The following is a 22,964-nucleotide window of genomic DNA, read 5'->3' as shown; positions in this document are numbered from 1 at the left end:
GCTTTGCGGGAGCTACGAGCCAGGAAATCTCCTAACTATGATGCGGCCTGTTTTCACGCTCAACAGTGTATTGAGAAATATCTGAAAGCGCGTTTGCAAGAATCGGGAATTGCTTTCAGTAAAACTCATAATTTAACAGTTTTATTGGATTTACTTTTACCTGTGGAGCCTACTTATGATACTTTTCGCCAGAAACTTTTAGCATTAACAGTTTTTGCAGTTGCTTATCGCTATCCAGGGGCTTCTGCTGATAAAGATACAGCGCGTGAAGCATTAAAGTTTTGTAAAGAAGTCCGGCAAGAAATTAGGTTAAGTTTGAGTTTGAATCCATAAAAAGCGATCGCACTCCTTCCAATCATTGCATTATAATGGTGGAAATGGATAAGATTGTGAGGGGAAAATGAGGTTGGGTTGACGCAAGGGAACCCAACCTAGAAGAGGTGCGATCGCATTATCGTCTTCCTCATTCTTCTTCACTCATAAAGGGCGTTAGAATATTGATAGATTTACACCGCCGCTTCACCGTTACTATCGACTGCTTGTATTTGGCGCAGAACTGCTGCTTGGATTTTAGCATCAAAGTCGGGATCGTCTACGGTGGTAATAATATGACGCGGGCGGTAACTGAGCCTATCCAAATAGGCTCGAAGAGCCGCTTTGTCTTCACGATGTCTGAGAAAATATTGTCTTAATTCCTCATCAGACATGGCAGCATAGTTAACTTGCCTCATCAGAACACCTCCCCATTTGGAGTAATTTGGAATTCAAGGTTTTCAGTATTTCCCGCTAAAACATACAGGTTGCTTGTTCGATCATCAATGCAGACAAGGTGTATGGGCTGAAGCATAATATACGTTAGCCAATAGCTAAGACGATATAAACCTCTTAGTTGAGCATTAGTAGGCATTCAAACCACTCACTCGACACGCCAATTATTATAGCACCTGCCGATCTCGATCGCTTGATTATCGCATTATTGGTCTTTCTTTTGGTGGCGATCGCTATTTGTTGGGTGAGGCGATCGCACTTCATCAAATCATTGCATAAAATGGTGGAAATGGATAAGATTGTGAGGGGAAAATGAGGTTGGGTTGAGGAAAGGAAACCCAACCTACCAGCGATCAGACTAGGACATCACTCGTCCGTCCAATACAATCAGGGATTAAACTAGGCAATCATTAATAGTAGCTGCAACCGATGAAGTAACGATAGTTTGGCAATGTCTGACAGGCTGTATTATTAGCAAGTGCAAACATATTATTTCCAGTGCCGCCCACGCCCTTTATCCTGTAGATAATTCCTGAACCGTTATCAATTGCTAGCGTGCCATTGTAACTCATGTTTTTGACTCTCATCAACTGTGATCCTAGACGGTAGTTATACCCAGAGACTGAGCTTCCATCTGGCGCTAAGGCAAACATATTCTGTCCACCTCCACCAGTAGATTTAATTTTGACAAGGACAGGTTGATTACTTCCCTCTAGTTTGCCCGCCACAAAGAGAACACTGCTTTGAGGTTCCCACATCATGCCATAGAACTCAACAAAGTTTTGCTGACCTAACCATTTTCCTGTAGCTCCGTCTGTTTTAGTAAGAACTTTACCAGAATTACTCAGAGAAAGATTGATATTACCAATCCTCAAATTTGAGGTTGAAAATACACCATCAGCATAGACAGGAGACACCGCAAACCCGATCATTACTGTTGCCAAACTCATCACTGCCATTTTGTTAAGCATAAAATACCTTTGTTAGCAAATAACCAGAGATAACTTGATAAGCTGTTCACCATTTAAATTTACAGAGCCATCTATGCCAGCCAAAGGTTCCATCTCCCAAAAAATGCGGTTTAAATGCCAAACAGCTTACTGCTTCCATGATTCCTTATAAATCAAAAGTTTACCCACTCAAAAATGCTTAATTTTGTTGGCAATTTGATCTGCTAATCCAACTCCCCCGCGCGAAAAATGTTGGTAAATGCCAGAAAATGTTGGAAAATGTTGGGTATAATACGAAAAATCAAGACATCCACAATACTCCATGAATCTTAAGGAAGTGTTAAAAATGGCTGACGAGATGGTATTTGCCAAGACGGGTCAGCACCTAGACGACTTACAAGAGGCAATTCTGCGAGGAACTCTACAAGATGAAACATACACCCAAATTGCCAAGGAAAAGCACTGTGATGAGAGTTATGTCAGGGATGTTGGCTCAAAGTTATGGCAGATATTTTCAGAGGAATTAGGACAAAAAGTCAAGAAATCAAATTTTCGAGCAACAATAGAAAGGTTGCAAATCAAATTTTCACATTTTGCACAAGATTACGCTCAAATTGGTAGCGTTACTATCTGTGGAGACACAAGAGAAAACTCATACTCACCAAATCAACAAACATCTAACCCACAACAAACCCCAACTTTACATCATGATTTAAGTGAGATGCCGAGATTAGGTGCATTCTACGATCGCACTTCCGAACTCCACACCCTAAAAACATCAATTTTAACAGAAAAAATTCAACTTATTACCATCAACGGCATCAGCGGTATCGGCAAAACCGCCCTAGTAACACAACTCGTACAACAGATTAAAAATGAATTTCAATATGTAATTTGGCGAAGCTTAGAAACATCCCCAACTCTACTCGAACTTCAAACTAACCTCATCGAATTTTCATCTCAACCAACAGACATAAACTCACCAGCAACTAATCTCAAACCATTACCTCTCATCAAATATCTACAAAAGGATCGGTGTTTGATAATTTTAGATGACATCCATCACCTTTTCAGTAGCGGACAACTTGCAGGTCAGTATAAACCGGGATATGAAGAATATCGCGGCTTTTTTAAACAAATTAAAGACTTATCCCATCACAGTTGCCTGCTACTCATTGGTTGGGAAGCACCGCGAGAAATTGCTCAAATTAAAAATAAAAATACCCCCATATATACTCTCACTCTCACAGGTTTAGACACTACAACCGCAAGGGAAATTTTTAAAGAAGAAGGTTTAGAACCACAAGACTACTGGGATATACTAATTAACCACTATCAAGGCAATCCCTTATGGTTAAAAAGTGTGGCTAATATGATTGTAGAATTAGGATACGACGCTAATGAGTTATTACAAAATCATACCACATTATTGCCCGAAGATTTGAAAGATGTTTTACAGCAACAGTTTAATCGATTATCGGAGATAGAAAAACAAGTTATGTTCTTGTTGGCTAGGGAAAACGAGCCTGTTAACCTGGCAAAATTGCTAGAAAATAGTATGATTTCACCGTCAGATTTAATAAATGCAGTGCAATCTCTATCGCGGCGTTGCTTCATTGAAAAACCAGAAAACCTTTATACTCTTTCACCTATACTAAGGCAGTATATCAAAGGATTGTAACTCAAATCTAAAATCGCTCTGTGCTATCATTAAGATTATCAAACTTATTTAGTCTAGCTCTATGACTACCATAGCTCCAGTGACAACACTCTCCAAACTCGCTGATTACTACATCTGGTTCGCGAATGATGTAGGCTCCTACCTCAGCAACCAAAAGCTACAAAAACTATTGTATTATGCCCAAGCGTGGTATCTAGCCTTTGAAGATACACCCCTTTTTGATGAGGATTTTCAAGCTTGGGTACATGGGCCGACTATCCCGGCTTTATTTTACGAATACAAAGAACAATTTGGGTTTAAGCCAATTCTGAAAGAAGTCGAAAAACCAGAGTTTCCAGAGGAAGTACAAAAGTTTTTAGACGACTTATCTGACGAGTATTTCTTTCTCGATGCTTATGAGTTAGAATTGATGGTACGCCGTGAAGATCCTTGGATTAAAGCGAGAGGCGACTTGCCAAGAGATCAACCTTGTCATGCTATTATTACGAAGGAATTAATGAGAGACTACTACAAAACCCGTGTCATCGAAGAACAAACCTAAAAAAGCAGAGCTACGTGGCCAGCCCTCCTTATCTAGCATCAAGCGCAAAGATGTAAAAATACCGGAAGGAATTAGTTTTTCCTTCCTGTATTATCAGGATGATAAAGATAAATTTTCAATTAGGGGTAGAGATGCTAAATATCTAGCATCTCTGTTGAAAAGGCTGCGCGATTTATCACAATTGAAAGCACAAGAAATTATTAATAATCAGAGTAAAAGTCTGCGCTGTCATGGAATAGTTTGGCAAGATACAACTGAACCTAATGGTTTTGGTCTTCCTAATGAAGATCAGCTTGTAAATACGCCTTACCAGTTTCAAATATCTGCTAATGAATACGGCAGGGTACATGGATTTTTTAGTGAAAATATTTTTTATATTGTCTGGCTAGATCCAGACCACAATCTTTACAGTTAAAATTATCATAATTTTAGACAATTTTTTACCCCTGAGACAATTGCGTTACATAAAAACGCGATCGCACTCCCCCGCTGAGTCAAAGCGATCGCGCAAAATTTCCCTCTAAGAGATTCAAAACGGCATATCAATCATGTCCCCAAAAGGTCGGGGTTCATCCATTGGCGTTCTTGCAGGTTTTGACTCATATCGATCAATCCATTTTTTAGCAAGTTCCAACGCCTCCTCCTCAGTTTTGGCATTTTGGACGGCGACGTGGTGGTTGCCGTTGGCATCCCAAGTCTCGACGTAAAATACTTTCTGGGATTGAATAATCCAACCTTTGTACGTTTCTGCCGGTTCCATAGTTGCAATCTGAAAAAAATTTCGCTTGCGGTTTGCTTGCGGGGCTGATTTTAAAGATCGCCCTCTCTAAAGATGAATTTTACGGCGGTTTGTATAGTATTTTTGGGGAAAAGTAAGTTTAATGGTCAACCAAATGATAAAACTCCTCCACGAAGTCTTCAACTGCAAGAAATACGTCCAGCGGCTGATGCTAGCGATCGCACTCTTTGTTATTGCTACTCAGATGCTAGCATTACCCGCACAGGCGACTGGCGTTTACGAAATTCCCAATCTATCACCAGGCGATCGCACTTGGGTGATCGACAAAGGCGAAATCCTCAGCCGGATCAGCGAAGGTAATATCAGTAGCGTCCTCGATAATCTCGAAAAGGAGACTGGCAAGGAAGTCAGATTCGTTACCATCCACCGCTTCGACTACGGCGAAACCGCCGCTAGTTTCGCCGAGAAACTGTTTCAAAAATGGTTTCCCACCCCAGAAGCACAAGCTAATCAAATTGTACTTGTCCTCGATACAGTCACCAATAACACGGCAATTCGTACAGGGGAAGGTGTTAAATCCCTCCTCAGCGATGACATTGCTAAAAGTGTAGCTGACGAAACCGTGCAAGTACCGCTACGACAAGGTAACAAATACAACGAGGCATTTTTAGCAGCAGGCGATCGCATTGCAGCAGTAATCTCTGGCAAACCCGATCCCGGCCCTCCTGAAGTTGTTGATAACGTTCAAGTTGAAGGCACATTCAAAAGAGCAGAAGAAACTGATACTGGTAATGCCACTCTCATTGTAGTTGTACTGTTGGTACTGGCAACAGTAATTCCCATGGTGACATACTTCTGGTATCAAGGTTTTAACTAATCTTGAATATACTCTTTACCATTTAATAAAGCCATTTCTGCCCGTACAAACTCCCGCCCTAGATAAGCTGCGTGATCTAATTGTGTCACCGGACTGGGGCGGGTTTCTTCAAAGATTTTAACGCAAAGTTCCTTAGCAGTTCTACCAGTAAAAATGGTGGCCTCATTACGTTCCACCTTACCGCGTGCAGGGATGGGTTTGCCTGTTTCTGGATCGACAGCGAGGCCGCGATCGTCGATAATATTCGTAAAATGTTTGGCACAAATTAAGCCAGCTTCACAGTTGAGATAGATGATGAAGTAGCCGCCTGGGTCGAGGTCGATGTGGCGTTTGGAAAGGTTGTCATCAATTGCCGTCAGATTTTCCAAGGTTAAACTCATAGTTGAAGACAGGGAGCGATCGTATTGCTGAACAATAGCTGTATTTTTTTCACTATTTCTATTTTATCTCGTTATGGGGCTTGTTTGGGAGATTAATGATATCATCTCTGTTTGATTCATTTATCTAGGCAAATCCGCGCCTTGTATCTTCAAAGAGGTAGGCGATCGCTCTATCTAGTGCCATTTGTAGAAAATAATACCCATATTTTCCTCAAAACCCTTATTCCGAGTCGAAAAATGACCAAGAAACATTTAGGAGACTAAAAACATGGATTCTTTAGAACCAGAAGAAAAAAAGTTGTTAGATAGTGTAGACAACCAGGAATGGCATAGTGTTGCCAAGCTGAGTGAAACAGTAGAAAATTATCGAGAATTTGCCCAAAATCATATTAATAGATTAGCAGATGTTCCGATTAGTATTACGCTCGATCCCGATGTAGCAGAAGTGTTTAATAATTCCAAATTAGTTAATCAAATTTTGCGGGTAATAATGAAAAAGACCTTATCAGTTTCCCTAGAAGAAACTGAATCGGGAACCATTAATTTAAGTTTGACTCCTGAATTTATAGAAGTCATCCAAAAAGCACAGGTTCGGTTATAATTAGATTGCGAAATAGTTTGTCTTAATGCTGAAATGAAATTTATAGATTTATTTGCGGGGATTGGAGGTTTTAGACAAGGTTTTGAAAATGCAGGTTTTGAATGCGTTTTCTCCTGTGAAGTAGATAAACACTGCCGAGAAGTTTACAGCAATAATTTTAATGAGGTTCCTTTTGGTGATATTAAAGATGTCAATCCCCATGAGATAGAAGATTTTGATGTTTTAGTAGCCGGATTTCCTTGTCAACCTTTTAGTATTTGTGGCAAAAAGCTAGGATTTGAAGATACTAGAGGTACTTTGTTTTTTGATATTTGTCAAATTATCAAAGTTAAGCAGCCTAAAGTTGTTGTTCTCGAAAATGTTAAACACTTAATCCATCACGATCGCGGCAATACTTTAAAGGTAATTCTTGCTAGTCTGCGAGATTTGGGATACAATGTGGACTATAAAATTCTGAATGCTAAAAACTTTGGACTTCCGCAACATCGAGAAAGGATATTTATTATCGGGACTAAGGGTAAAGAGTTTAAATTTTCTAAGTTGAAGACTAAATTTCCGCCCAAACTTCGAGATTTTCTAGATGTAGAGGGTGATTTTGAAATCTTGGATAGATCGAAATACACTTTAATTGACAGTCCAAAAAAGCAAATATCGGGGTTGTTATTTGTGGGTTACAGAAATAAGGGAACTTGGAAAACTGGCGTGAGGCCAAATACTGAACATTTATCGAGAGTTCATCGGCAACCTAATCGGATTTATTCGGTAGATGGAGTGCATCCAACTATACCATCGCAAGAAACTTCTGGTAGATTTTTTATCTATTTTCCTGAGAAAGAGATAGTGAGAAAGATGACGCTTAAGGAATGTTATCGGGTAATGGGTTTTCCTGAAGATTTTAAAATTTATCCAAGTGTTGGGGAAAGTTATAAGCAGATTGGTAACTCGGTTTGCGTGCCTGTGGTGGAAGCTATTGCTAAGGAAATATTAAACCAAAACTTGTTGTCAAATGAGCAAAATGGAACGCTTATAAAAACTGAAGAGTATAGACAGCTTGTTTTTTTCAATAGTTAGATGATTTATTGACTCTCAAGATAGCGGAATTATTCTCAATATAAATTATATTACAGCAAAAACTTGACGGATAGAAATAATCATGCTAATTTGATATTAGATGCCGGCATCATCAGCAAAAAATATCAGCAACGGGCGCTTGTTAAGCCCGATAGTCTTGTGAACTCTAAATCAAATAGCTTCAGTCTCGGTGAAATTGTAATCGGGACTGTGTGTAAGCTGGAACCCGAAGGCGCTTTGATTGACCTCGGTTCTGAAATAGCTGCTTATATTCCGCTGCGGGAGATGTCAATAGTTGAAGTGGAATCCCCAGAGCAGGTTTTGCAGCTAAATGAAACCCGTCAATTTTCGGTTGTGCGTGACTATAGCGACCCAGAAAATAATCCCAGACTTTCCTTGTCCATCCGAGAACTTGAGCGTCGCATAGCTTGGGAACGAGTGCGGCAAATGCAAGCAGAAAATGTCACAGTTTACGCCACAGTTTATGCTATGAATCCTGGCGGAGCATCGGTAAAGATTGAAGGGTTGCGTGGCTTCATTCCCAGTTCTCATATCTGTACCGACAAACCTAAAGAAGATTTGATAGGAGAAGAACTTCCTCTCAAGTTTTTGGAAGTGGATGAAGAGTGCGATCGCCTGTCACTAAGTCACCGCAGTGCTTTGCTTGAACCCATGATCAAAAAGCTGAAAGTGGGCGATGTTGTTGTCGGTAAGATACGTGGACTTAAGCCCTACGGCGCATGGGTCAATATCGGAGATGTTCCGGCTTTGCTACACATTTCTGAAATTTCCCACGTTCCCTTTGATGCGTCTGATAGCGTTTTCAAAGTTAATGACGAAGTGAAGGTAATGATTCTGGATGTGGATACTGTGAGGGGTCGAATCTCAGTTTCAACTAAGCAACTAGAACCCGAACCGGGCGATATGTTAAAAAATCCTCAGTTGGTTTATGAAAAAGCTGAGGAAATGGCGGCTAAATATCGCCAGCAGATGCAAGAAAGGCAGAAGGATTCTGTCTGAAAGAGTTGAGATGAGGAGAAATGCGATCGCGCTTTGATAAGGGTGCGATCGCTTTTTAAGGCCTCCAGACAATTTGAGACTGCATCAGGCAAAGGTAGGACTTACACAGGTCGTCCCAGAAACCGGGTTTTTGAGAGAATCTGTGGATCAAAACGAAGTATTGTCGTCAAAAAACCCGGTTTCTTTGGTTGGGTGCGTAAGTCCTGAAAGGCTCAAATTTTGATGTACTCCATAAAATTTGATTTATGGGGTATTATACCGAAAATTTCTGTATAATATAGTTATATTTCTTTAGCATTAAATGTGCCAATATCAACAATTGGAGAAAACAGATGTGGGATGAAAGATACAGTGCAGAAGAGTACGTATATGGCACAAGCCCGAACAATTTTTTGGAAGCGAACTTCAGCAGTATTCCCAAAGGTAAAGTTCTAAGCTTGGCTGAAGGAGAAGGGCGGAATGCTGTTTTCCTGGCGAAACAAGGTTACTCTGTAACTGCTGTAGATGCATCTCTAGTGGGTTTGAATAAGGCTAGAAAGTTGGCAGAAGATAATGGGGTTGTTATTGAGTTTATTCAGGCCGATCTAGCAGATTATGATTTAGGCGAAAATCAATGGGATGGAATTGTATCTATATTTTGTCCATTGCCTTCTTCAGTCAGAAAACAACTTCATAAAAAAGTTGTAGCCGGGTTAAAGCCAAACGGTGTTTTTCTGATTGAGGCTTATACACCCGATCAGTTGAAGCATGGTACTGGCGGGGGAAATTCAGTAGATGTGATGCAATCTAAAGAAACTTTAAGCCTTGAGTTAGCTGGCTTAAAGTTTCAGCATATAATTGAGCTTGAGCGTGATATAATAGAAGGCATTTATCATACTGGGATTGGAGCAGTTGTGCAGGCGATCGCATCAAAAGAAATATAACAGCCGTAGAATTACCTAAATTTACTTTCCCGATCTAACACGGGAAGATTTAAAAGCCTGCATCGCATACGCGGCTGACCGCGAGCGTCGGTTTATGAGTGCGCCAATATCCGCTTGACGACTAGGCATGATATAGTGTAAATTATTGAAAGTAAGCAAAAAATTGGGAATAGATATTTTTTAGCTATGTATTCATCTTCTATAGAATCTTACTACAATAATCCTTATTCCTTTCATTTTCGGATAAAAGATTTAATATCACAACTCCAATTGCGAGGTGACGAAAAAATCCTAGACGTAGGATGTGGAGACGGGAGACTAACTGTAGAAATTTCCAAATATTTGCCCCAAGGTTATGTTATTGGTCTTGATTGTTTTCCAGAAATTATAGAATTTGCTAAAAGTAAGTTTAATCGAGAAAATCACCCGAATGTAGAATTTCAATTAGGCGATGCGAGAAGCCTTGAATTTGAAAAATCATTTGACGTGATTGTTTCTTTTGAAGCTCTTCATTATATCCCCGAACATATCTCCGTACTGACAAGGTTTAAAGAAATTATCAAGCCTAAAGGGAAAATTTTACTAACTTTTATAGGTGAAGGCTCTAAAAATTCCTTTCATTTTATTTTGCAAGAATTACTCCTGCATAGTAAGTGGAAAGAATTAAAAAATTTTCATTATCAGTTTTATTCGCCTGCTGACTATAAAAAAATGTTACAAACTGTAGGATTTTGTACGAATAGAGTAGAGGTTTTTCCCCTACCGTTAAAGCATAACAGCAAAATAGAAATAAAGCAACATATTGAAAAAGAGTGGCTTTCTTTAACTTCTAGGATACCTCAAGAAATTTACGAGGTTTTTCTTGAGGATTTAGTAACTATTTATATGGAACGCAATCCTTCCAATCAGAATGGTTTAATTGAAAGTGACAAACAATGGTTAGAAATTCAAGCAACTATAGCGCCTCCGGCTTAAATGAATAAGGAATTTTTGTTTGTCTTCAGGAATGGTTAAAAAGTCTGTATTTGAGTCTAATTTGGGGAGTAGCCGAGGCCAGAAACCGGGTTTCTTCCTAGATATCTCGTTGGAAAGCTTGGATTTTTCAGAGAAACCCGGTTTCTTTGCGTAGGATGGAAAATCTCAAATAATGCTTCGCCCCTATAATCCTAATCGCCTTGGCGGTTGCTATAATTCCATAGTAATGGCTTTAGCCATTACTATAAAACAAATTAAGCGGGAACTTTAATTTTTTTACTCCAAGAAACAGCAAAAGCTGAGTGAATTACTTTCAAGGCGATCGCAGAAATTTAGAATTTTGAGGAGGTAAAGATTTTTATACTTTTGTTTTTCAGTTTGGAGGAGTTGGTATTATTAGGGGGAAAATGGCTGAAGGGGGGACAATGAGGACTGAAAGCCTTAACTGACAAGGTACACAACCGTGTAAAATAAAAAAAGATAGGTCAGCATTGTCAACAAGACCTATCTTATTAAGAAATGAAAAATATGCTCCCATTATACCAAACTTATCTAGCATTATATCTAAGTCCCTCCGAATTATTAATGTTTAGCATCTTGATAAATCTTCTTCAAATTCATAAATGGGTGCGCTTAGAAAGTCTAGCAAATAGATTACCTTTAACCATAAAATATGACAGCCGTAGAAAAAGACTCCAAAGGTTCTTATCTTTGAAAGTAAAAGCATGAATATTTCCAAGAAAAAGGAGAATGGAAGACGTTAAAAGATTTGGGATTAAAACCAGGAATATCTCTCTACTTTGAGGGTGTTAAGGTAACAAAAAGCAAAGGATTTGGAGACTTTAATATTGTAGCAAAATGGAAAAAAACTTATCATGGCAAGAAAACTAAAGAACCTTGGTTTTTATTAACCAATATGAACAGCTTGTCTCAAGTAGTTTCTGCTTATAAGAAGCGAATGGGAATTGAAGAAATGTTTAGAGACTTTAAAAAAGGTGGTTACAATTTGGAGGCAACTCAACTTGAAGGAAAACGACTATTATCTCTACTTCTTTTAATAACATTTGCCTATACCCAAGCAACTTTAGCGGGCGATAATTTGCAAGGTAAAGGGGTAGCTAATTATGTAGGCAGACCAAAAGAAGCCAAACGTCAAAATCGAAGACATAGCCGTTTTTACCTGGGTTTACACGGGCAAGATTGGTTAGATTCTCTCGATATTTTTGCCAAAGAAGTTGAGGAGTTAGTGTCACTTTCCCCTCAAAAACGCCGATATTATCAGCGAGGTCGAAGGGTCACAAGCCTTATCCAGTCTGCTTTTTAGTCTTTCTTGTCTCCCCTTCAGGCATAACACGCCTAAATAAAATGTTATGAAGATTGTAGCCATTTTCCCCTGGGAGGGTGACAAAGAGGGCTACAAGCTAGAATGAATAAGGGTTGCAGCCTGTATACCCTGTTGATAAAAGCGACGTTCAAAGGGAACCAAATCAATGCGATCGTTAGTTGAGGTAAGTTGAGAAATCGTTGTAGCTTGCGACGACGACTTTCGGCTTTAATTGGATAGGGAAATACCCCTGCGAGTTGATCGAGTTTTACTTGTTTCTCTGATTGTAACAGCTTAAGTAAAATTGTCAGTAGAAGAAACTGAGCGTGCGTCAGTTATTGTTGTAAGTGGGTCTGGTAGAATGTTGGTAACATTTTTTTGATAGGAAGTGCGTGTAACAATTCGGCTGCCTATCTTTTTTTATCACAACTGGGTTCAATCTTTACCCCATAAGGGTTTCGGGCGGGTTGTCACCCCCCCAGGGTCTTAACAATTAACAATTAACAATTAATAGTTAACCGTTAACAGTTAACCGTTAACAGTTAACATTTATATCTTTTCAAAATTGCACTTTATAGAGGTTAAATAACTCGCCGTTTCTCTTTTTAACTACCTTCGCACCAGTAGATTTAATCAATTTTTCCCAATCAGCGATCGCTTCTAAAAATACCTCAGCTCCTCGATAAGTTTCCAAAATTGCCCAATCCTCGGCCAGAGGCGCATCAGGGTTGAGAATATCAAAGACAAAATAACCTTCCGGTTTCAAAACTCGCTTGACTTCCCCCATTACCACCTCCCAGTAATCTAAGGGAAAATAACAGCTAAACCCCGTCGCGAAGCACAAATCGAACTGATTTTCTTCGTAATTCAAACGGTGAGCTGGCCCCAACTGCACGCCTTTAAACAGCTTAGAATTTAGCTGGGGCCCGCGAGCATTTAAGGCATCTCGCGCTACTGTGCTGCTATCTTGTCCGTAAAAAAAGGCTTCCCAGTCTCGCCAAGGATAAACCAAAAAGCTGACCCCACAGCCAATATCCAAACAGCGCTGATTTTTCTGGGGTTTGGCAATTTCCCAAAAAGGAGAAGCCACCTTAGCTAACAGAGTACCTGCTGCCAAGTCCCGAAAAATTGGCATCGCCTCCACTTCTTCGGGTAGAGCGAAATTTTCTCCTCGATATTCGCGATCGAAACGAGAGGAGACTTGAGAAAGTAGAGCCTGCCAACTTTCAGGATGGCCACTAGAAAACCAAGAGCGATCGCCTTCTGATTGTGGACTTGTACTAGCACGGTCGAGCTTTTTAGACATCAATCAATACCTTTTAGGAGAACCCTTGAGAGCCTTCGTAAAGTTCTGACGATAGGATTTATTGAAAATTAAAGCTGGCCACAGCAACGACAGCTTGAGCCGATTTGAAAAGCTCCTGTCGAAGGGTGTCCGCTCAAACCCCTGCCAGAACTTCCACATACCGCCGCCGTAAATGACTAGCAACGCCAAGCTAATTAACGTACTCATCAACTAAACCCCTAAATAACCGATCGGATTGGATAAACTTCTTCATTGCGCTACCCTTGTCAATTCTAGCCAACAGCGCCCTCGGCTTGCCTACAAAATTCTTGAGGACTTAACACTTCACTTATAACTTTTTTTCCCCTGTACAGCCTATAATAATGTAATGTAACATTTGTCACCAGTCTTAGCTTATATTTGCTAGTAAGGGTTGCACCTTACCAAAGAAAGCGATCGCCAAAGACTAAAAAATAACAAGCTCAAAAAAGCTTGATTCCTTCAATCACTTCCGCAATCAGGCGATCGCCCTTGAGCAGGAACAAATCGCTACACTAGATTTTTGATACTCGCAGATCATCAAGCTGAAGGCTTATAGCTAAAGGCTGATAAGTTCGATCAGGCAAGAATTCCTACTAGACAATGACCTGAAACCCTTAACTTTGCAAGGAGGACTTATGCGAGCAGTGCTGATGGCCGGAGGATCGGGAACACGGCTTAGACCGCTGACGTGCGATCTACCAAAACCGATGGTACCCATTGTCAACCGCCCCATTGCTGAACATATCGTCAATTTGCTACGGCGGCATCACATTACAGAAATTATTGCGACGCTGCACTACCTCCCTGACGTGATGCGCGATCACTTTTCAGACGGTAGTGACTTTGGCGTACAGATGACTTATGCCGTTGAGGAAGACCAACCCCTCGGCACGGCTGGTTGTGTTAAAAATATTGCTGAACTTCTCGATCGCACTTTCTTGGTAATTAGCGGCGACAGCATCACAGACTTCGACTTAACGGCAGCTCTGAACTTTCACCGCAGCATGAAATCAAAAGCTACCCTGATTTTAACTCGCGTTCCTGACCCGATGGAATTCGGTGTGGTGATTACTGATGAAAACTATCGCATCCGCAGGTTCCTAGAAAAACCCTCCACCAGCGAAGTTTTCTCAGATACAGTCAACACGGGCGCTTATATCTTAGAACCAGAAGTTTTAGATTACCTGCCAGCTAATGCAGAAAGTGACTTCTCGAAAGACTTATTCCCATTGCTGCTAGAAAAAAATGAGCCGATGTACGGCTACGTCGCCTCTGGTTACTGGTGCGATATTGGTCAACTCGATATTTACCGGGAAGCTCAGTATGACGCACTGCGCGGAAAGGTGAAACTAGAATTTCCTTATTACGAACAAAAGCCGGGACTTTGGGTAGGTCAAAACACTTTTATTGACGAAACTGCGATTATAGAGACACCTGCGATCGTTGGTAATAACTGCCGCATCGGGCCCAGAGTCAAAATTGCCGCCGGCACCGCAATTGGAGACAACGTAACTGTCGGTGCTGATGCCAACCTCAAACGTCCCATTATCTGGAACGGCGCAATTATTGGCGAAGACGTTCACCTGCGGGCCTGCGTGATTTGTCGAGGAACCCGCGTCGATCGCCGCGCTCACGTCTTGGAAGGTGCTGTAGTCGGTTCTTTGTGTACTGTAGGGGAAGAAGCTCAAGTCAGTCCTAGCGTTCGGGTGTGGCCGAGTAAAAAAATAGAATCGGGAGCTCAGTTGAATAATAACTTGATTTGGGGAGACCAAGCCAAGCGCAATCTCTTCGGACAGCGAGGTGTGCAGGGATTAGCCAACGTTGATATTACTCCAGAATTTGCAGTTAAATTGGGAGCAGCTTACGGCTCTACCTTAAAACCCGGAGCCTCAGTGTTGGTTTCCCGCGATCAACGTAGCATCTCTCGCATGGTTTCTAGGTCTTTTATTGCAGGTTTAATGTCTGTAGGCATTAATGTGATGAATTTAGAAGCGAGCGCGATTCCGATTACTCGCGCCGTCGTACCCACACTATCAATTGTGGGGGGGATTCACGTTCGACTTTCCCCAGATCGAGCTGATAATATTTTAATAGAATTTTTTGACTCAAAAGGAATCAATATCACAAAAGCCATTGAGAAAAAAATAGAAGGAGCTTATTTTAAGGAAGATTTGCGGCGGGCACAAATTCCTGAAATTGGAGATATGGTCTACTTCAACCAAGCGCTAGATGTTTATAGCCGCAGGTTTGAAAGGCAGATGAATGTTGAAGCAATTCGCTACAGTAATTCTAAGGTGGTGATTGACTATGCTTACGCTGTCTCTGGCGCGATTTTACCCCAACTCCTAGCTAAGTTTGGCTGCGATGCGGTGGTACTCAATGCCAGCCTGAAGCAGACATCCCTCCCAGAGGAAGAAAAAGAGCATTTGCTAGATCAACTCGGTCGCGTGGTCAAGGCTCTCAATGCTAACTTTGGAGTGCAGGTATCTGCAAATGGGGAACAGCTAATTTTAGTTGATGAATCTGGTATTGCCATTCGAGGAGAAATGTTGACGGCGCTGATGGTACATCTGATGCTGACTGCTCATCCGAGATGTACGGTAGTAGTACCTGTTCATACTTCTTCGGCGGTGGAAGAGATCGCTCGTCGCCATCACGGTAATGTGATTCGTACTAAGGCAAATCCGACGGCGCTGATGGAGGCGGCTCACACAAATCCGAATGTGGTTTTGGGTGGCAGTGCCAATATCGGTTTTATTTTCCCACAACTGCATCCCGGCTTTGATGGGATGTTCTGTGTTGCTAAAGTAATTGAGATGATGACGATTCAAGAGCGATCGCTCGGACAGATTAAGGCTCAACTCCCCAATGTGACTCACGACAGTTACAGTGTCCGCTGTCCTTGGACGGTGAAGGGAGCGCTGATGCGCTATCTGGTAGAATCTCACTCACCGGATAATTTAGAATTAGTGGATGGAGTGAAGATTTTTAGTTACCATGATGACAATTGGGTATTAGTTCTACCGGATGCTAGCGAACCTCTTGTACATATCTTTGCTAACAGTAATGACCGCGATTGGGTGGCTCAAAGTTTGAGGGAGTACCGCAATCTGGTTTACGATTTTGTTAGCCAAGCAGAAATTGTTAATTGTTAGTTGTTAGTTGTTAGTTGTTAATCGTTGTTAGTTAGTTGCGTGGTTTATTTTTTGTTGTTTGTTGGTGTTAGTTCTTACCAATCACCAATTACCAATCACCAATTATCAATTATCAATTATCAATTACCAATTACCAATTACCAATCACCAATCACCAATTACCAATCACCAATTACCAATTACCAATTACCAACTGATGAATAGCTGTATTTTGATGGCGGAGATCGTTCAAGCACCGCAACTCCGCTACACCCCTGATAATCAAACTCAAATAGCTGAAATGCTTGTGCAGTTTCCAGGTAGTCGGCCTGAAGATCCCCCATCAACTTTGAAGGTTATAGGATGGGGAAATTTGGCTCAAGAAATTCACGGCAATTATCACCAAGGCGATCGCATTATTATTAAAGGTCGCCTGAATATGAACACGATTGAGCGAAAACCGGAAGGATTTAAGGAAAAACGCGCTGAATTAACCGCTGAGCAGATTTATAGTCTCGGAGCAGCGGAGATGACATCCTTTTCAACAGCCAATATATCCCACACAGAGCAGACTAAAGTTCCTACAAATGCACCTGTTTCTGCTCCTAGTAATGTCGTATCTCTAGGTTCGCGCAATCGAGGTCAAAACCCTGTTTCTACTACGGCTAATCAGTCTAGTGGAACCGAAAATTGGGAATCCAATCCATCAGGATATCAATCTCCAAATTCTCCCTCAATTGAACCGATTCCTTCTGAGGAAGGTGAGGGCCCTGATTACGATCCGATCCCTTTTTAGAAAGTTAGAAGTTATCCCTCTTTTGTCACTACGGGGAGAGAATTTTCTGGAATTACTGGTTTGTAAGGCTTTCGCCGAGCGTTGCATAAATTATTGAGAATGGCTAAAATCCCGCGATCGCAAGGCGAAAGCCTTTTTCTCTGCTCGAAGTGAGAAAAGAGGGGTTATACCAATTCTCCAAAGTTATGCAATAGTAGAGGCAGGAGGAGGCAGGTCGATCTTCTGAAGTTAACTCAACAATGCAGATTGTCTCAATAACTTGGAGAATTGGTAACAGGACTTACGCACGCGAGGCCAAAAACCCGGTTTCTGCGTCAATATCTATCGAAAAAATCGATGATTTTTCAAAGAAACCGGGTTTTTTTGCGTAAGTCCTGGGTATTGTTTCTTTAGTTGGGTGCGTAAGTCCTGCTAAATAGTTTTTTGACCCAAGCTAATTTATGGGAATTTAAGGCAACTAAACGGTTTTATCAAATCAAAGCATTTCCCTCTTGATTCCCTATTTTGATAAACTGGTGTAACATTTATTTATAAATATAAAATCAAAAATATGAACCATCCCATAGTAGCAATCAGCGACCTGATCGATCGGCAACGGCAGTTTTTTGCAACTGGCAAGACCAAAGACTTAACCTTTCGGATTGAACAGCTTAAGCGACTCAAAGAAGCTATCTCTTTCAATCAATCACGGATTGTAGAAGCTGTTAATGCTGACCTTAATCGACCAGAGTATGAGGCTTATTTTGAAATTGCGACAGTCTCAGAAATCAATCATGCCATTAAGCACCTAAAATCGTGGGTAAAACCGAAGAAAGTCCCAACTTCCATCGATCAATTTCCTGCATCTGCCAGCATTTATCCCGAACCGAAGGGAGTTGTGCTAATTATCGGGCCTTGGAATTACCCTTTTCAGTTAATGATGTCACCTTTGGTAGGCGCGATCGCGGCGGGTAACTGCGCTATCCTCAAACCCTCTGAAATAGCTGCTCATACCTCCAAACTTGTAGCAGAAATAATTTCTCAAAACTTTGATTCTGCTTATATTGCAGCAGTTGAAGGTGGAGTAGAAATTAGCCAACAATTACTAGCAGAAAAATTTGACCATATCTTCTTTACTGGTGGCATCAAAATCGGTCAAGTAGTGATGGAAGCAGCAGCAAAACATCTAACGCCAGTAACTCTGGAATTAGGAGGGAAAAGTCCTTGCATTGTAGACTCCGAAATTCAAGTTGAATATACGGCAAAACGGATTGCCTGGGGTAAATTTATCAATGCTGGTCAAACTTGTATTGCTCCTGATTATTTGTTAGTAGATCGGAAAGTTAAGCCGGAATTGCTAAAGGCAATTAAGGCATCAATTCAAGAATTTTACGGTGAAAATCCGGCAAAAAGTCCTGACTATTGCCGAATTATCAATCAAAAGCATTTTGGACGCTTGGCAGATTTTTTGAAAGAGGGAGAATTGATTATTGGCGGCGAGATAAATCTAGAGGATAGATATATTTCTCCGACAGTAATAGATGGGATTTCCTGGGATTCGCCCGTGATGAAAGAGGAGATTTTTGGCCCGATCTTGCCAGTATTGGAATATGATGATTTAGGGGAAGCGATCGCTAAAATCAATGCTCGTCCTAAACCTTTGGCTTTGTATTTTTTCTCGAAAAATAAAGGGAAACAACAGCGAGTTTTGCATGAAACTTCGTCAGGAGGGGTGTGTATAAATGATACGGTGATGCAATTTGGGGTGACATCTTTACCTTTTGGGGGAGTTGGAGATAGTGGGATTGGAAGCTATCATGGCAAGGCGAGTTTTGATACTTTTTCCCATTATAAAAGTGTCCTGAAAAAATCATTTCTACTCGATCTGAAATGGCGCTATGCTCCTTATCAGGGTAAGGTAGATTTGATTAAAAAGATGATCGGTTGATATAGCAATCCTATATGAATAGGACTTACGCATTACTTACGTAACGCCGCCATCCTGGCGGTTTCTTACCGCCAGGATGGCGGCGTTACGGATTTTTTTTAAGGAACTAAGCGGACAAACTTATTTTTCCCCACCTGCAAAACCTTATCCTGTAAATCAGCAGGCGACTCAAAAGCAAGATTAACATCAGAAACGCGATCGCCATCCAACTTTACCCCATTTTCTTGAATCTTCCGCCGAGCTTCATTACTACTGGCACACAAACCGCTAGCACTCAGAATATAAAACAACTTCGCGGGAAACTTGACCTCTCCCACAGAAAATTCCGGCACAGCATCAGCTTGTGTAGTATCACCTTGACCAATAGTCATCGCCGTTTGCCGCGCTTGAATAGCAGTCTCCTCATCGTAATATTGTTTTACAACATCAAAGGCTAACAATTGCTGTCTTTGTCGCGGATCTGGCGGCAATTCATTCAATGGCAAATCTGTCAATAGCTCAAAATATTGCTCTAACAAATTATCGGGAACCCGTTGCAATTTTTGGTACATCAAACTCGGATGTTCCGACAAACCCACATAATTGTTCAGAGACTTCGACATCTTCTGAATACCATCAGTCCCGATCAAAATCGGCGTTAGCATCCCAAACTGCGGCCTAATCCGAAAATGGCGCTGCAAATCTCGCCCCACCGCCAGATTAAACTTTTGGTCAGTCCCCCCCAACTCCACATCAGCCTCTACTGCCACAGAATCATAACCTTGCATCAACGGGTAAAGGAACTCATGCAGATAAATCGGAGTCCCCTGTTCCAATCGGGTGTCAAAGCCCTCCTTGGCGAGCATCTGCCCCACCGTCATCGTCGCCAATAGTTCCAAAATTTTTGTCAAGTCAAGCTTAGACAGCCACTCCGAGTTATAGCGAATTTCCAACCGTCCAGGGGTATCAAAATCTAAAATCGGACGCACTTGGTCAATGTAAGTTTGGGCATTTTGAGCCACATCCTCCGGTGTTAGCTGGCGGCGGGCCTCAGATTTCCCTGTCGGATCGCCAATTCTTGCGGTAAAATCACCGATGATTAAGACTGCTGTATGACCCGCATCCTGAAAAGCACGAAGTTTGCGAACAGGGATGCTGTGTCCTAAGTGAATGTCGGCTCCAGTAGGATCGATACCTAATTTAATCCGCAAAGGTCGGTCTGTAGTTGCCAGTCGTTGGATTAAATTCTCATCAGGGTTCTCAGAATCAGGCTGATTGGGGAAAATCTCGCTGATGCCCCGCAGCAGTCGCGAAAAATCGGAAGTTAGAGTTGAAGTTTGATTAGAAGACATATTTTGCAAAGGCGGGGTGGAATTCGTTAAACTCACTGGATTAATGCTTACAGAACTTAAGCACTCACTACCATTTTCTATGATTACGATCCTGACGGCTGGCTGGCCCTACCCAAGGTCGCGATCGCAAAGGTTGATTTTTAGTGAGTAACGCTTAAGTTCTAGCTTAAAACACACGACTATCAAGTTAATATAATCCCAAAGCTCTGTTGCCAGCAGAAGGCGCAAGCGCCTCTCTCCCCAAATCTCAAATCTTAAATCTCAAATCGAGTGAGGAAGTGAACTGAAGTGTCAACCAACGCTATCCAAAATAACCAGCGGGAAAACTCGGCTCCCGTCTTTGAGTTCGTTCAGTCAGTTAGTAAAGTAACAGCAGGAACCATACTCGGCATCACGATGCTTGCCAGTTCGGTAGTAGCTGGCGGACTGGTTGGTTTAGCGATCAGCTTCCGCAACCTCCCAGACGTTCGCATCCTGCAAAGCTACTCTCCCACAGAAACGAGCCATATTTATGACATCACTGGCAAACCGATAGCTAGTATCCACGATGAGGCTAACCGAGATGTCGTACCCCTCAACAAAATTTCGCCCCACTTGAAGCGAGCAGTCTTAGCGATCGAAGACAGTAATTTTTTCACCCACAAAGGTATTAACCCTGGTGGTATTGCGCGTGCATTTTTGGTCAACTTGGAGCGAGGCAAAACCGTTGAAGGCGGCTCGACGATGACGATGCAGCTAGTGAAAAACCTGTTTTTGTCTCCTCGGCGCGAATTTAGCCGCAAAATAGCTGAGGCTGTGATGGCCATCCGCTTAGAGCAAATTCTTAAGAAAGATCAGATTTTAGATCTGTATTTGAATCAGGTTTACTGGGGCCACAATTTGTACGGGGTAGAAACTGCTGCTCAAAGTTATTTTGGCAAGTCGTCTGCGGACTTAACCTTGGCAGAAGGGGCGATGATGGCGGGTTTGATTTCAGCTCCCGAAGAGTACAGCCCTTTTGTTAAATATGAGGTGGCTAAAGAGCGGCAGCTCATTGTTTTAAATCGGATGAAGGAGCTTAAATGGATTACGGCAGAAGAAGAAAGTGCCGCTCGTAAGCAACCGATTAAGTTGGGAAAGATTACTTCGTTTAGCAAGAGTCAGGTTCCTTACGTAACCGAAGCAGTGGTAGATGAGCTGACTAAGCGGTTCGGTCGAGATGCAGTTCTCAAGGGGGGGATGCGGGTTCAGACGACGATCGATTTGAAACTCCAGCGTCTAGCTGAATCTACGGTGAAGGAATCCCACGAACGTCTTTATAATTACGGAATTTATCGCGATTACGATCAAGGTCAAATTGCTCTGGTGGCTGTCGATCCCCGCACTCACTTCGTTAAGGCAATGGCGGGTGGCGTAGATTACAAGAAAAGCCAATACAACCGCGCCATTCAAGCTCGGCGACAACCTGGTTCTGCCTTTAAGCCTTTCGTTTACTATACTGCTTTTGCCTCTGGCAAATATGCCCCTGATTCTGTTGTCTACGATAGTCCAGTTAGCTACCGCGATGGTGACGGTTACTACTCTCCGCAAAACTACGGCGGCGGCGGATTTTCTGGTGCTGTCAGTATTCGCAGAGCTTTAGAGGTATCGTTAAATGTGCCGGCGATCAAGATTGGTCAGGCAGTCGGACTGAATAAAGTAATTGAAGTTTGCCGGATTCTGGGTATTAAGAGTCCGATGGAACCTGTAATTTCTCTGCCTTTGGGTGCTGTTGACTTGACTCCTTTGGAAATGGCTGGGGCTTTTGCTACCTTTGCTAATAATGGTTGGCAATCGGACACTACTTTTATTGCTCAAGTAACTGACAGCAGCGGCAACGTTTTGCTGGACAACACACCCAAACCTAAGCTAGTTCTTGACCCTTGGGCCGCTGCTTCTCTCAATAATGTGCTGCAAGGGGTGATTAACCAAGGAACGGCAACAGCAGCCAGGATCGGGCGGCCCGCAGCCGGCAAAACTGGGACTACATCTTCGGAGCGCGATATCTGGTTTGTCGGTTACGTACCGCAGTTAGCCGTTGCGGTTTGGGTGGGCAATGACGATTACAGACCTTTGAGCTACGGTGCTACGGGCGGTACAATGGTAGCTCCAGTTTGGCGCGATTTTATGAGCCAAGCTTTGCAGAATGTACCAGTAGAAAACTTTCGGCCCGCTTCTGACTTTGAGCGGCCCTAGACTTGTTTTTCTAGTTCTGACTTCATCCGCTCCAGCGTTGAGTGCATTTGCTCAAACATTTGCTGGGGCGTTACCCCAAATTGACCCAATTGTGTCTTTAACTGTTCTACTGTCATCTGAGCCATGAAGTCCTCTGAAAGCTCAAACCGTTTCATAAAGATGCGGTAACGATCCATCATGGCTTCCATCTGGGAGATGAACATCTTTTTACCTTCACGGTCAAATTTGCCGTAGTTGCTACCCAGTTTGATCAGGGATTGATAATCCTCAAACAACTGCTTGGCTTCTTGCTGAACTATTTCTGAATCAAAAAATCCCATTGTCGTCCTATTTTTTGATATTTAACTGCTTTTATTTTATAGCGATTTTCAGTTGCATGAGAACA

Annotated in this window: 25 protein-coding genes; 16 read left to right on the top strand and 9 right to left on the bottom strand. The window is 42.0% G+C overall.

Going from position 1 to position 22,964, the window contains the following annotated elements; genetic code table 11:
• The coding region (locus OSCI_RS25295) for a HEPN domain-containing protein (protein ID WP_234708828.1) at positions 1–333 on the top strand (333 nt) is incomplete at its 5' end.
• Positions 334–506: 173 nt separating this feature from the next.
• Here OSCI_RS25295 and OSCI_RS25290 read toward each other — a convergent pair.
• Together OSCI_RS25290 and OSCI_RS32545 are read right to left on the bottom strand one after the other, a co-directional pair.
• Positions 507–731: a DUF6887 family protein gene (locus tag OSCI_RS25290; RefSeq protein ID WP_007358053.1), complete on the bottom strand. Its 225-nt coding sequence runs from the start codon at positions 729–731 to the stop codon at positions 507–509.
• Positions 731–907 carry a DUF6888 family protein gene (locus OSCI_RS32545; protein WP_019487840.1) on the bottom strand — a complete coding sequence of 59 codons (177 nt, stop codon included), beginning with the start codon at positions 905–907 and terminating at the stop codon, positions 731–733. The genes OSCI_RS25290 and OSCI_RS32545 overlap by 1 nt, the downstream gene beginning before the upstream one ends.
• Here OSCI_RS32545 and OSCI_RS30410 point away from each other — a divergent pair.
• Positions 890–1,084, top strand: coding sequence for a hypothetical protein (locus OSCI_RS30410; RefSeq protein WP_148288932.1), 195 nt, complete (start codon positions 890–892; stop codon positions 1,082–1,084). The two genes, OSCI_RS32545 and OSCI_RS30410, sit on opposite strands and share 18 nt — an antisense overlap.
• 94 nt (positions 1,085–1,178) lie before the next feature.
• On the opposite strand, the gene OSCI_RS25285 is transcribed toward OSCI_RS30410, so the two are convergent.
• A complete protein-coding gene (locus OSCI_RS25285) occupies positions 1,179–1,739 on the bottom strand; it encodes a hypothetical protein (RefSeq protein WP_007358052.1) in 561 nt (186 codons plus the stop codon).
• A 301-nt stretch (positions 1,740–2,040) separates the two neighbouring features.
• On the opposite strand from OSCI_RS25285, the gene OSCI_RS25280 reads away from it, so the two are divergent.
• The 3 genes from OSCI_RS25280 (at position 2,041) to OSCI_RS25270 (ending at position 4,355) form a co-directional block, all read left to right on the top strand.
• Positions 2,041–3,399: an NB-ARC domain-containing protein gene (locus tag OSCI_RS25280; protein WP_026103864.1), complete on the top strand. Its 1,359-nt coding sequence runs from the start codon at positions 2,041–2,043 to the stop codon at positions 3,397–3,399.
• Positions 3,400–3,460: 61 nt separating this feature from the next.
• Positions 3,461–3,940: a Panacea domain-containing protein gene (locus tag OSCI_RS25275; protein ID WP_007358049.1), complete on the top strand. Its 480-nt coding sequence runs from the start codon at positions 3,461–3,463 to the stop codon at positions 3,938–3,940.
• Positions 3,918–4,355 (top strand): hypothetical protein, encoded by a 438-nt coding sequence (locus OSCI_RS25270; protein ID WP_007358048.1) that lies wholly within the window; start codon positions 3,918–3,920, stop codon positions 4,353–4,355. The genes OSCI_RS25275 and OSCI_RS25270 overlap by 23 nt, the downstream gene beginning before the upstream one ends.
• A gap of 114 nt (positions 4,356–4,469) precedes the next feature.
• Here the strand turns inward: OSCI_RS25270 and OSCI_RS25265 are convergent, their stop codons facing one another.
• Positions 4,470–4,700 (bottom strand): hypothetical protein, encoded by a 231-nt coding sequence (locus OSCI_RS25265; protein ID WP_007358047.1) that lies wholly within the window; start codon positions 4,698–4,700, stop codon positions 4,470–4,472.
• Between the two features lie 133 nt (positions 4,701–4,833).
• Between OSCI_RS25265 and psb32 the strand changes: the two genes are divergently transcribed.
• Complete coding sequence (psb32, locus tag OSCI_RS25260) at positions 4,834–5,556, top strand: photosystem II repair protein Psb32 (protein WP_026103863.1); 723 nt, start codon at positions 4,834–4,836, stop codon at positions 5,554–5,556.
• Here the strand turns inward: psb32 and OSCI_RS25255 are convergent.
• The gene (locus OSCI_RS25255; protein WP_007358045.1) at positions 5,553–5,936 is read right to left on the bottom strand and encodes a DUF4346 domain-containing protein; all 384 of its coding nucleotides are present in this window, start codon (positions 5,934–5,936) and stop codon (positions 5,553–5,555) included. The two genes, psb32 and OSCI_RS25255, sit on opposite strands and share 4 nt — an antisense overlap.
• Before the next feature lie 268 nt (positions 5,937–6,204).
• On the opposite strand from OSCI_RS25255, the gene OSCI_RS25250 reads away from it, so the two are divergent.
• The 6 genes from OSCI_RS25250 (at position 6,205) to OSCI_RS25225 (ending at position 11,850) form a co-directional block, all read left to right on the top strand.
• On the top strand, positions 6,205–6,537 hold the full coding sequence (locus OSCI_RS25250; protein WP_007358044.1) for a hypothetical protein: 333 nt from the start codon (positions 6,205–6,207) through the stop codon (positions 6,535–6,537).
• Positions 6,538–6,570: 33 nt separating this feature from the next.
• Positions 6,571–7,608 carry a DNA (cytosine-5-)-methyltransferase gene (dcm, locus tag OSCI_RS25245; RefSeq protein WP_007358043.1) on the top strand — a complete coding sequence of 346 codons (1,038 nt, stop codon included), beginning with the start codon at positions 6,571–6,573 and terminating at the stop codon, positions 7,606–7,608.
• 63 nt (positions 7,609–7,671) lie between these two features.
• Positions 7,672–8,628 (top strand): S1 RNA-binding domain-containing protein, encoded by a 957-nt coding sequence (locus tag OSCI_RS25240; RefSeq protein ID WP_007358042.1) that lies wholly within the window; start codon positions 7,672–7,674, stop codon positions 8,626–8,628.
• A 332-nt stretch (positions 8,629–8,960) separates the two neighbouring features.
• Positions 8,961–9,551, top strand: coding sequence for a class I SAM-dependent methyltransferase (locus OSCI_RS25235; protein ID WP_007358041.1), 591 nt, complete (start codon positions 8,961–8,963; stop codon positions 9,549–9,551).
• Positions 9,552–9,737: 186 nt separating this feature from the next.
• Positions 9,738–10,526: a class I SAM-dependent methyltransferase gene (locus OSCI_RS25230; RefSeq protein WP_007358040.1), complete on the top strand. Its 789-nt coding sequence runs from the start codon at positions 9,738–9,740 to the stop codon at positions 10,524–10,526.
• A gap of 769 nt (positions 10,527–11,295) precedes the next feature.
• Entirely contained in the window at positions 11,296–11,850 is a 555-nt protein-coding gene (locus tag OSCI_RS25225; RefSeq protein WP_007358038.1) for an IS4 family transposase, read from the top strand.
• A 559-nt stretch (positions 11,851–12,409) separates the two neighbouring features.
• On the opposite strand, the gene OSCI_RS25220 is transcribed toward OSCI_RS25225, so the two are convergent.
• Both OSCI_RS25220 and OSCI_RS25215 read right to left on the bottom strand, forming a co-directional pair.
• Positions 12,410–13,156, bottom strand: a complete 747-nt coding sequence (locus OSCI_RS25220; RefSeq protein ID WP_007358037.1) for a class I SAM-dependent methyltransferase — start codon at positions 13,154–13,156, stop codon at positions 12,410–12,412.
• A 3-nt stretch (positions 13,157–13,159) separates the two neighbouring features.
• A complete protein-coding gene (locus OSCI_RS25215) occupies positions 13,160–13,363 on the bottom strand; it encodes a hypothetical protein (protein ID WP_039963058.1) in 204 nt (67 codons plus the stop codon).
• Positions 13,364–13,812: 449 nt separating this feature from the next.
• On the opposite strand from OSCI_RS25215, the gene OSCI_RS25210 reads away from it, so the two are divergent.
• The 3 genes from OSCI_RS25210 (at position 13,813) to OSCI_RS25200 (ending at position 19,034) form a co-directional block, all read left to right on the top strand.
• Positions 13,813–16,332 carry a mannose-1-phosphate guanyltransferase gene (locus OSCI_RS25210; RefSeq protein WP_007358036.1) on the top strand — a complete coding sequence of 840 codons (2,520 nt, stop codon included), beginning with the start codon at positions 13,813–13,815 and terminating at the stop codon, positions 16,330–16,332.
• Positions 16,333–16,396: 64 nt separating this feature from the next.
• The gene (locus OSCI_RS25205) at positions 16,397–17,107 is read left to right on the top strand and encodes a single-stranded DNA-binding protein (protein ID WP_007358035.1); all 711 of its coding nucleotides are present in this window, start codon (positions 16,397–16,399) and stop codon (positions 17,105–17,107) included.
• A 550-nt stretch (positions 17,108–17,657) separates the two neighbouring features.
• Positions 17,658–19,034: an aldehyde dehydrogenase gene (locus OSCI_RS25200; protein WP_007358034.1), complete on the top strand. Its 1,377-nt coding sequence runs from the start codon at positions 17,658–17,660 to the stop codon at positions 19,032–19,034.
• Positions 19,035–19,132: 98 nt separating this feature from the next.
• On the opposite strand, the gene tyrS is transcribed toward OSCI_RS25200, so the two are convergent.
• Positions 19,133–20,365, bottom strand: coding sequence for a tyrosine--tRNA ligase (gene tyrS, locus OSCI_RS25195; RefSeq protein ID WP_007358033.1), 1,233 nt, complete (start codon positions 20,363–20,365; stop codon positions 19,133–19,135).
• A 288-nt stretch (positions 20,366–20,653) separates the two neighbouring features.
• Here tyrS and OSCI_RS25190 point away from each other — a divergent pair, with 288 nt between their 5' ends.
• A complete protein-coding gene (locus OSCI_RS25190) occupies positions 20,654–22,579 on the top strand; it encodes a transglycosylase domain-containing protein (protein ID WP_007358031.1) in 1,926 nt (641 codons plus the stop codon).
• Here OSCI_RS25190 and OSCI_RS25185 read toward each other — a convergent pair.
• Positions 22,576–22,899, bottom strand: coding sequence for a DUF1825 family protein (locus OSCI_RS25185; RefSeq protein ID WP_007358030.1), 324 nt, complete (start codon positions 22,897–22,899; stop codon positions 22,576–22,578). The two genes, OSCI_RS25190 and OSCI_RS25185, sit on opposite strands and share 4 nt — an antisense overlap.
• Between the last annotated feature and the right edge of the window lie 65 nt (positions 22,900–22,964).

Origin of the sequence: Kamptonema sp. PCC 6506, assembly GCF_000180455.1 — a bacterium.
Classification (GTDB): domain Bacteria; phylum Cyanobacteriota; class Cyanobacteriia; order Cyanobacteriales; family Microcoleaceae; genus Kamptonema; species Kamptonema formosum.
This window is presented reverse-complemented; position numbering and strand designations above follow the sequence as displayed.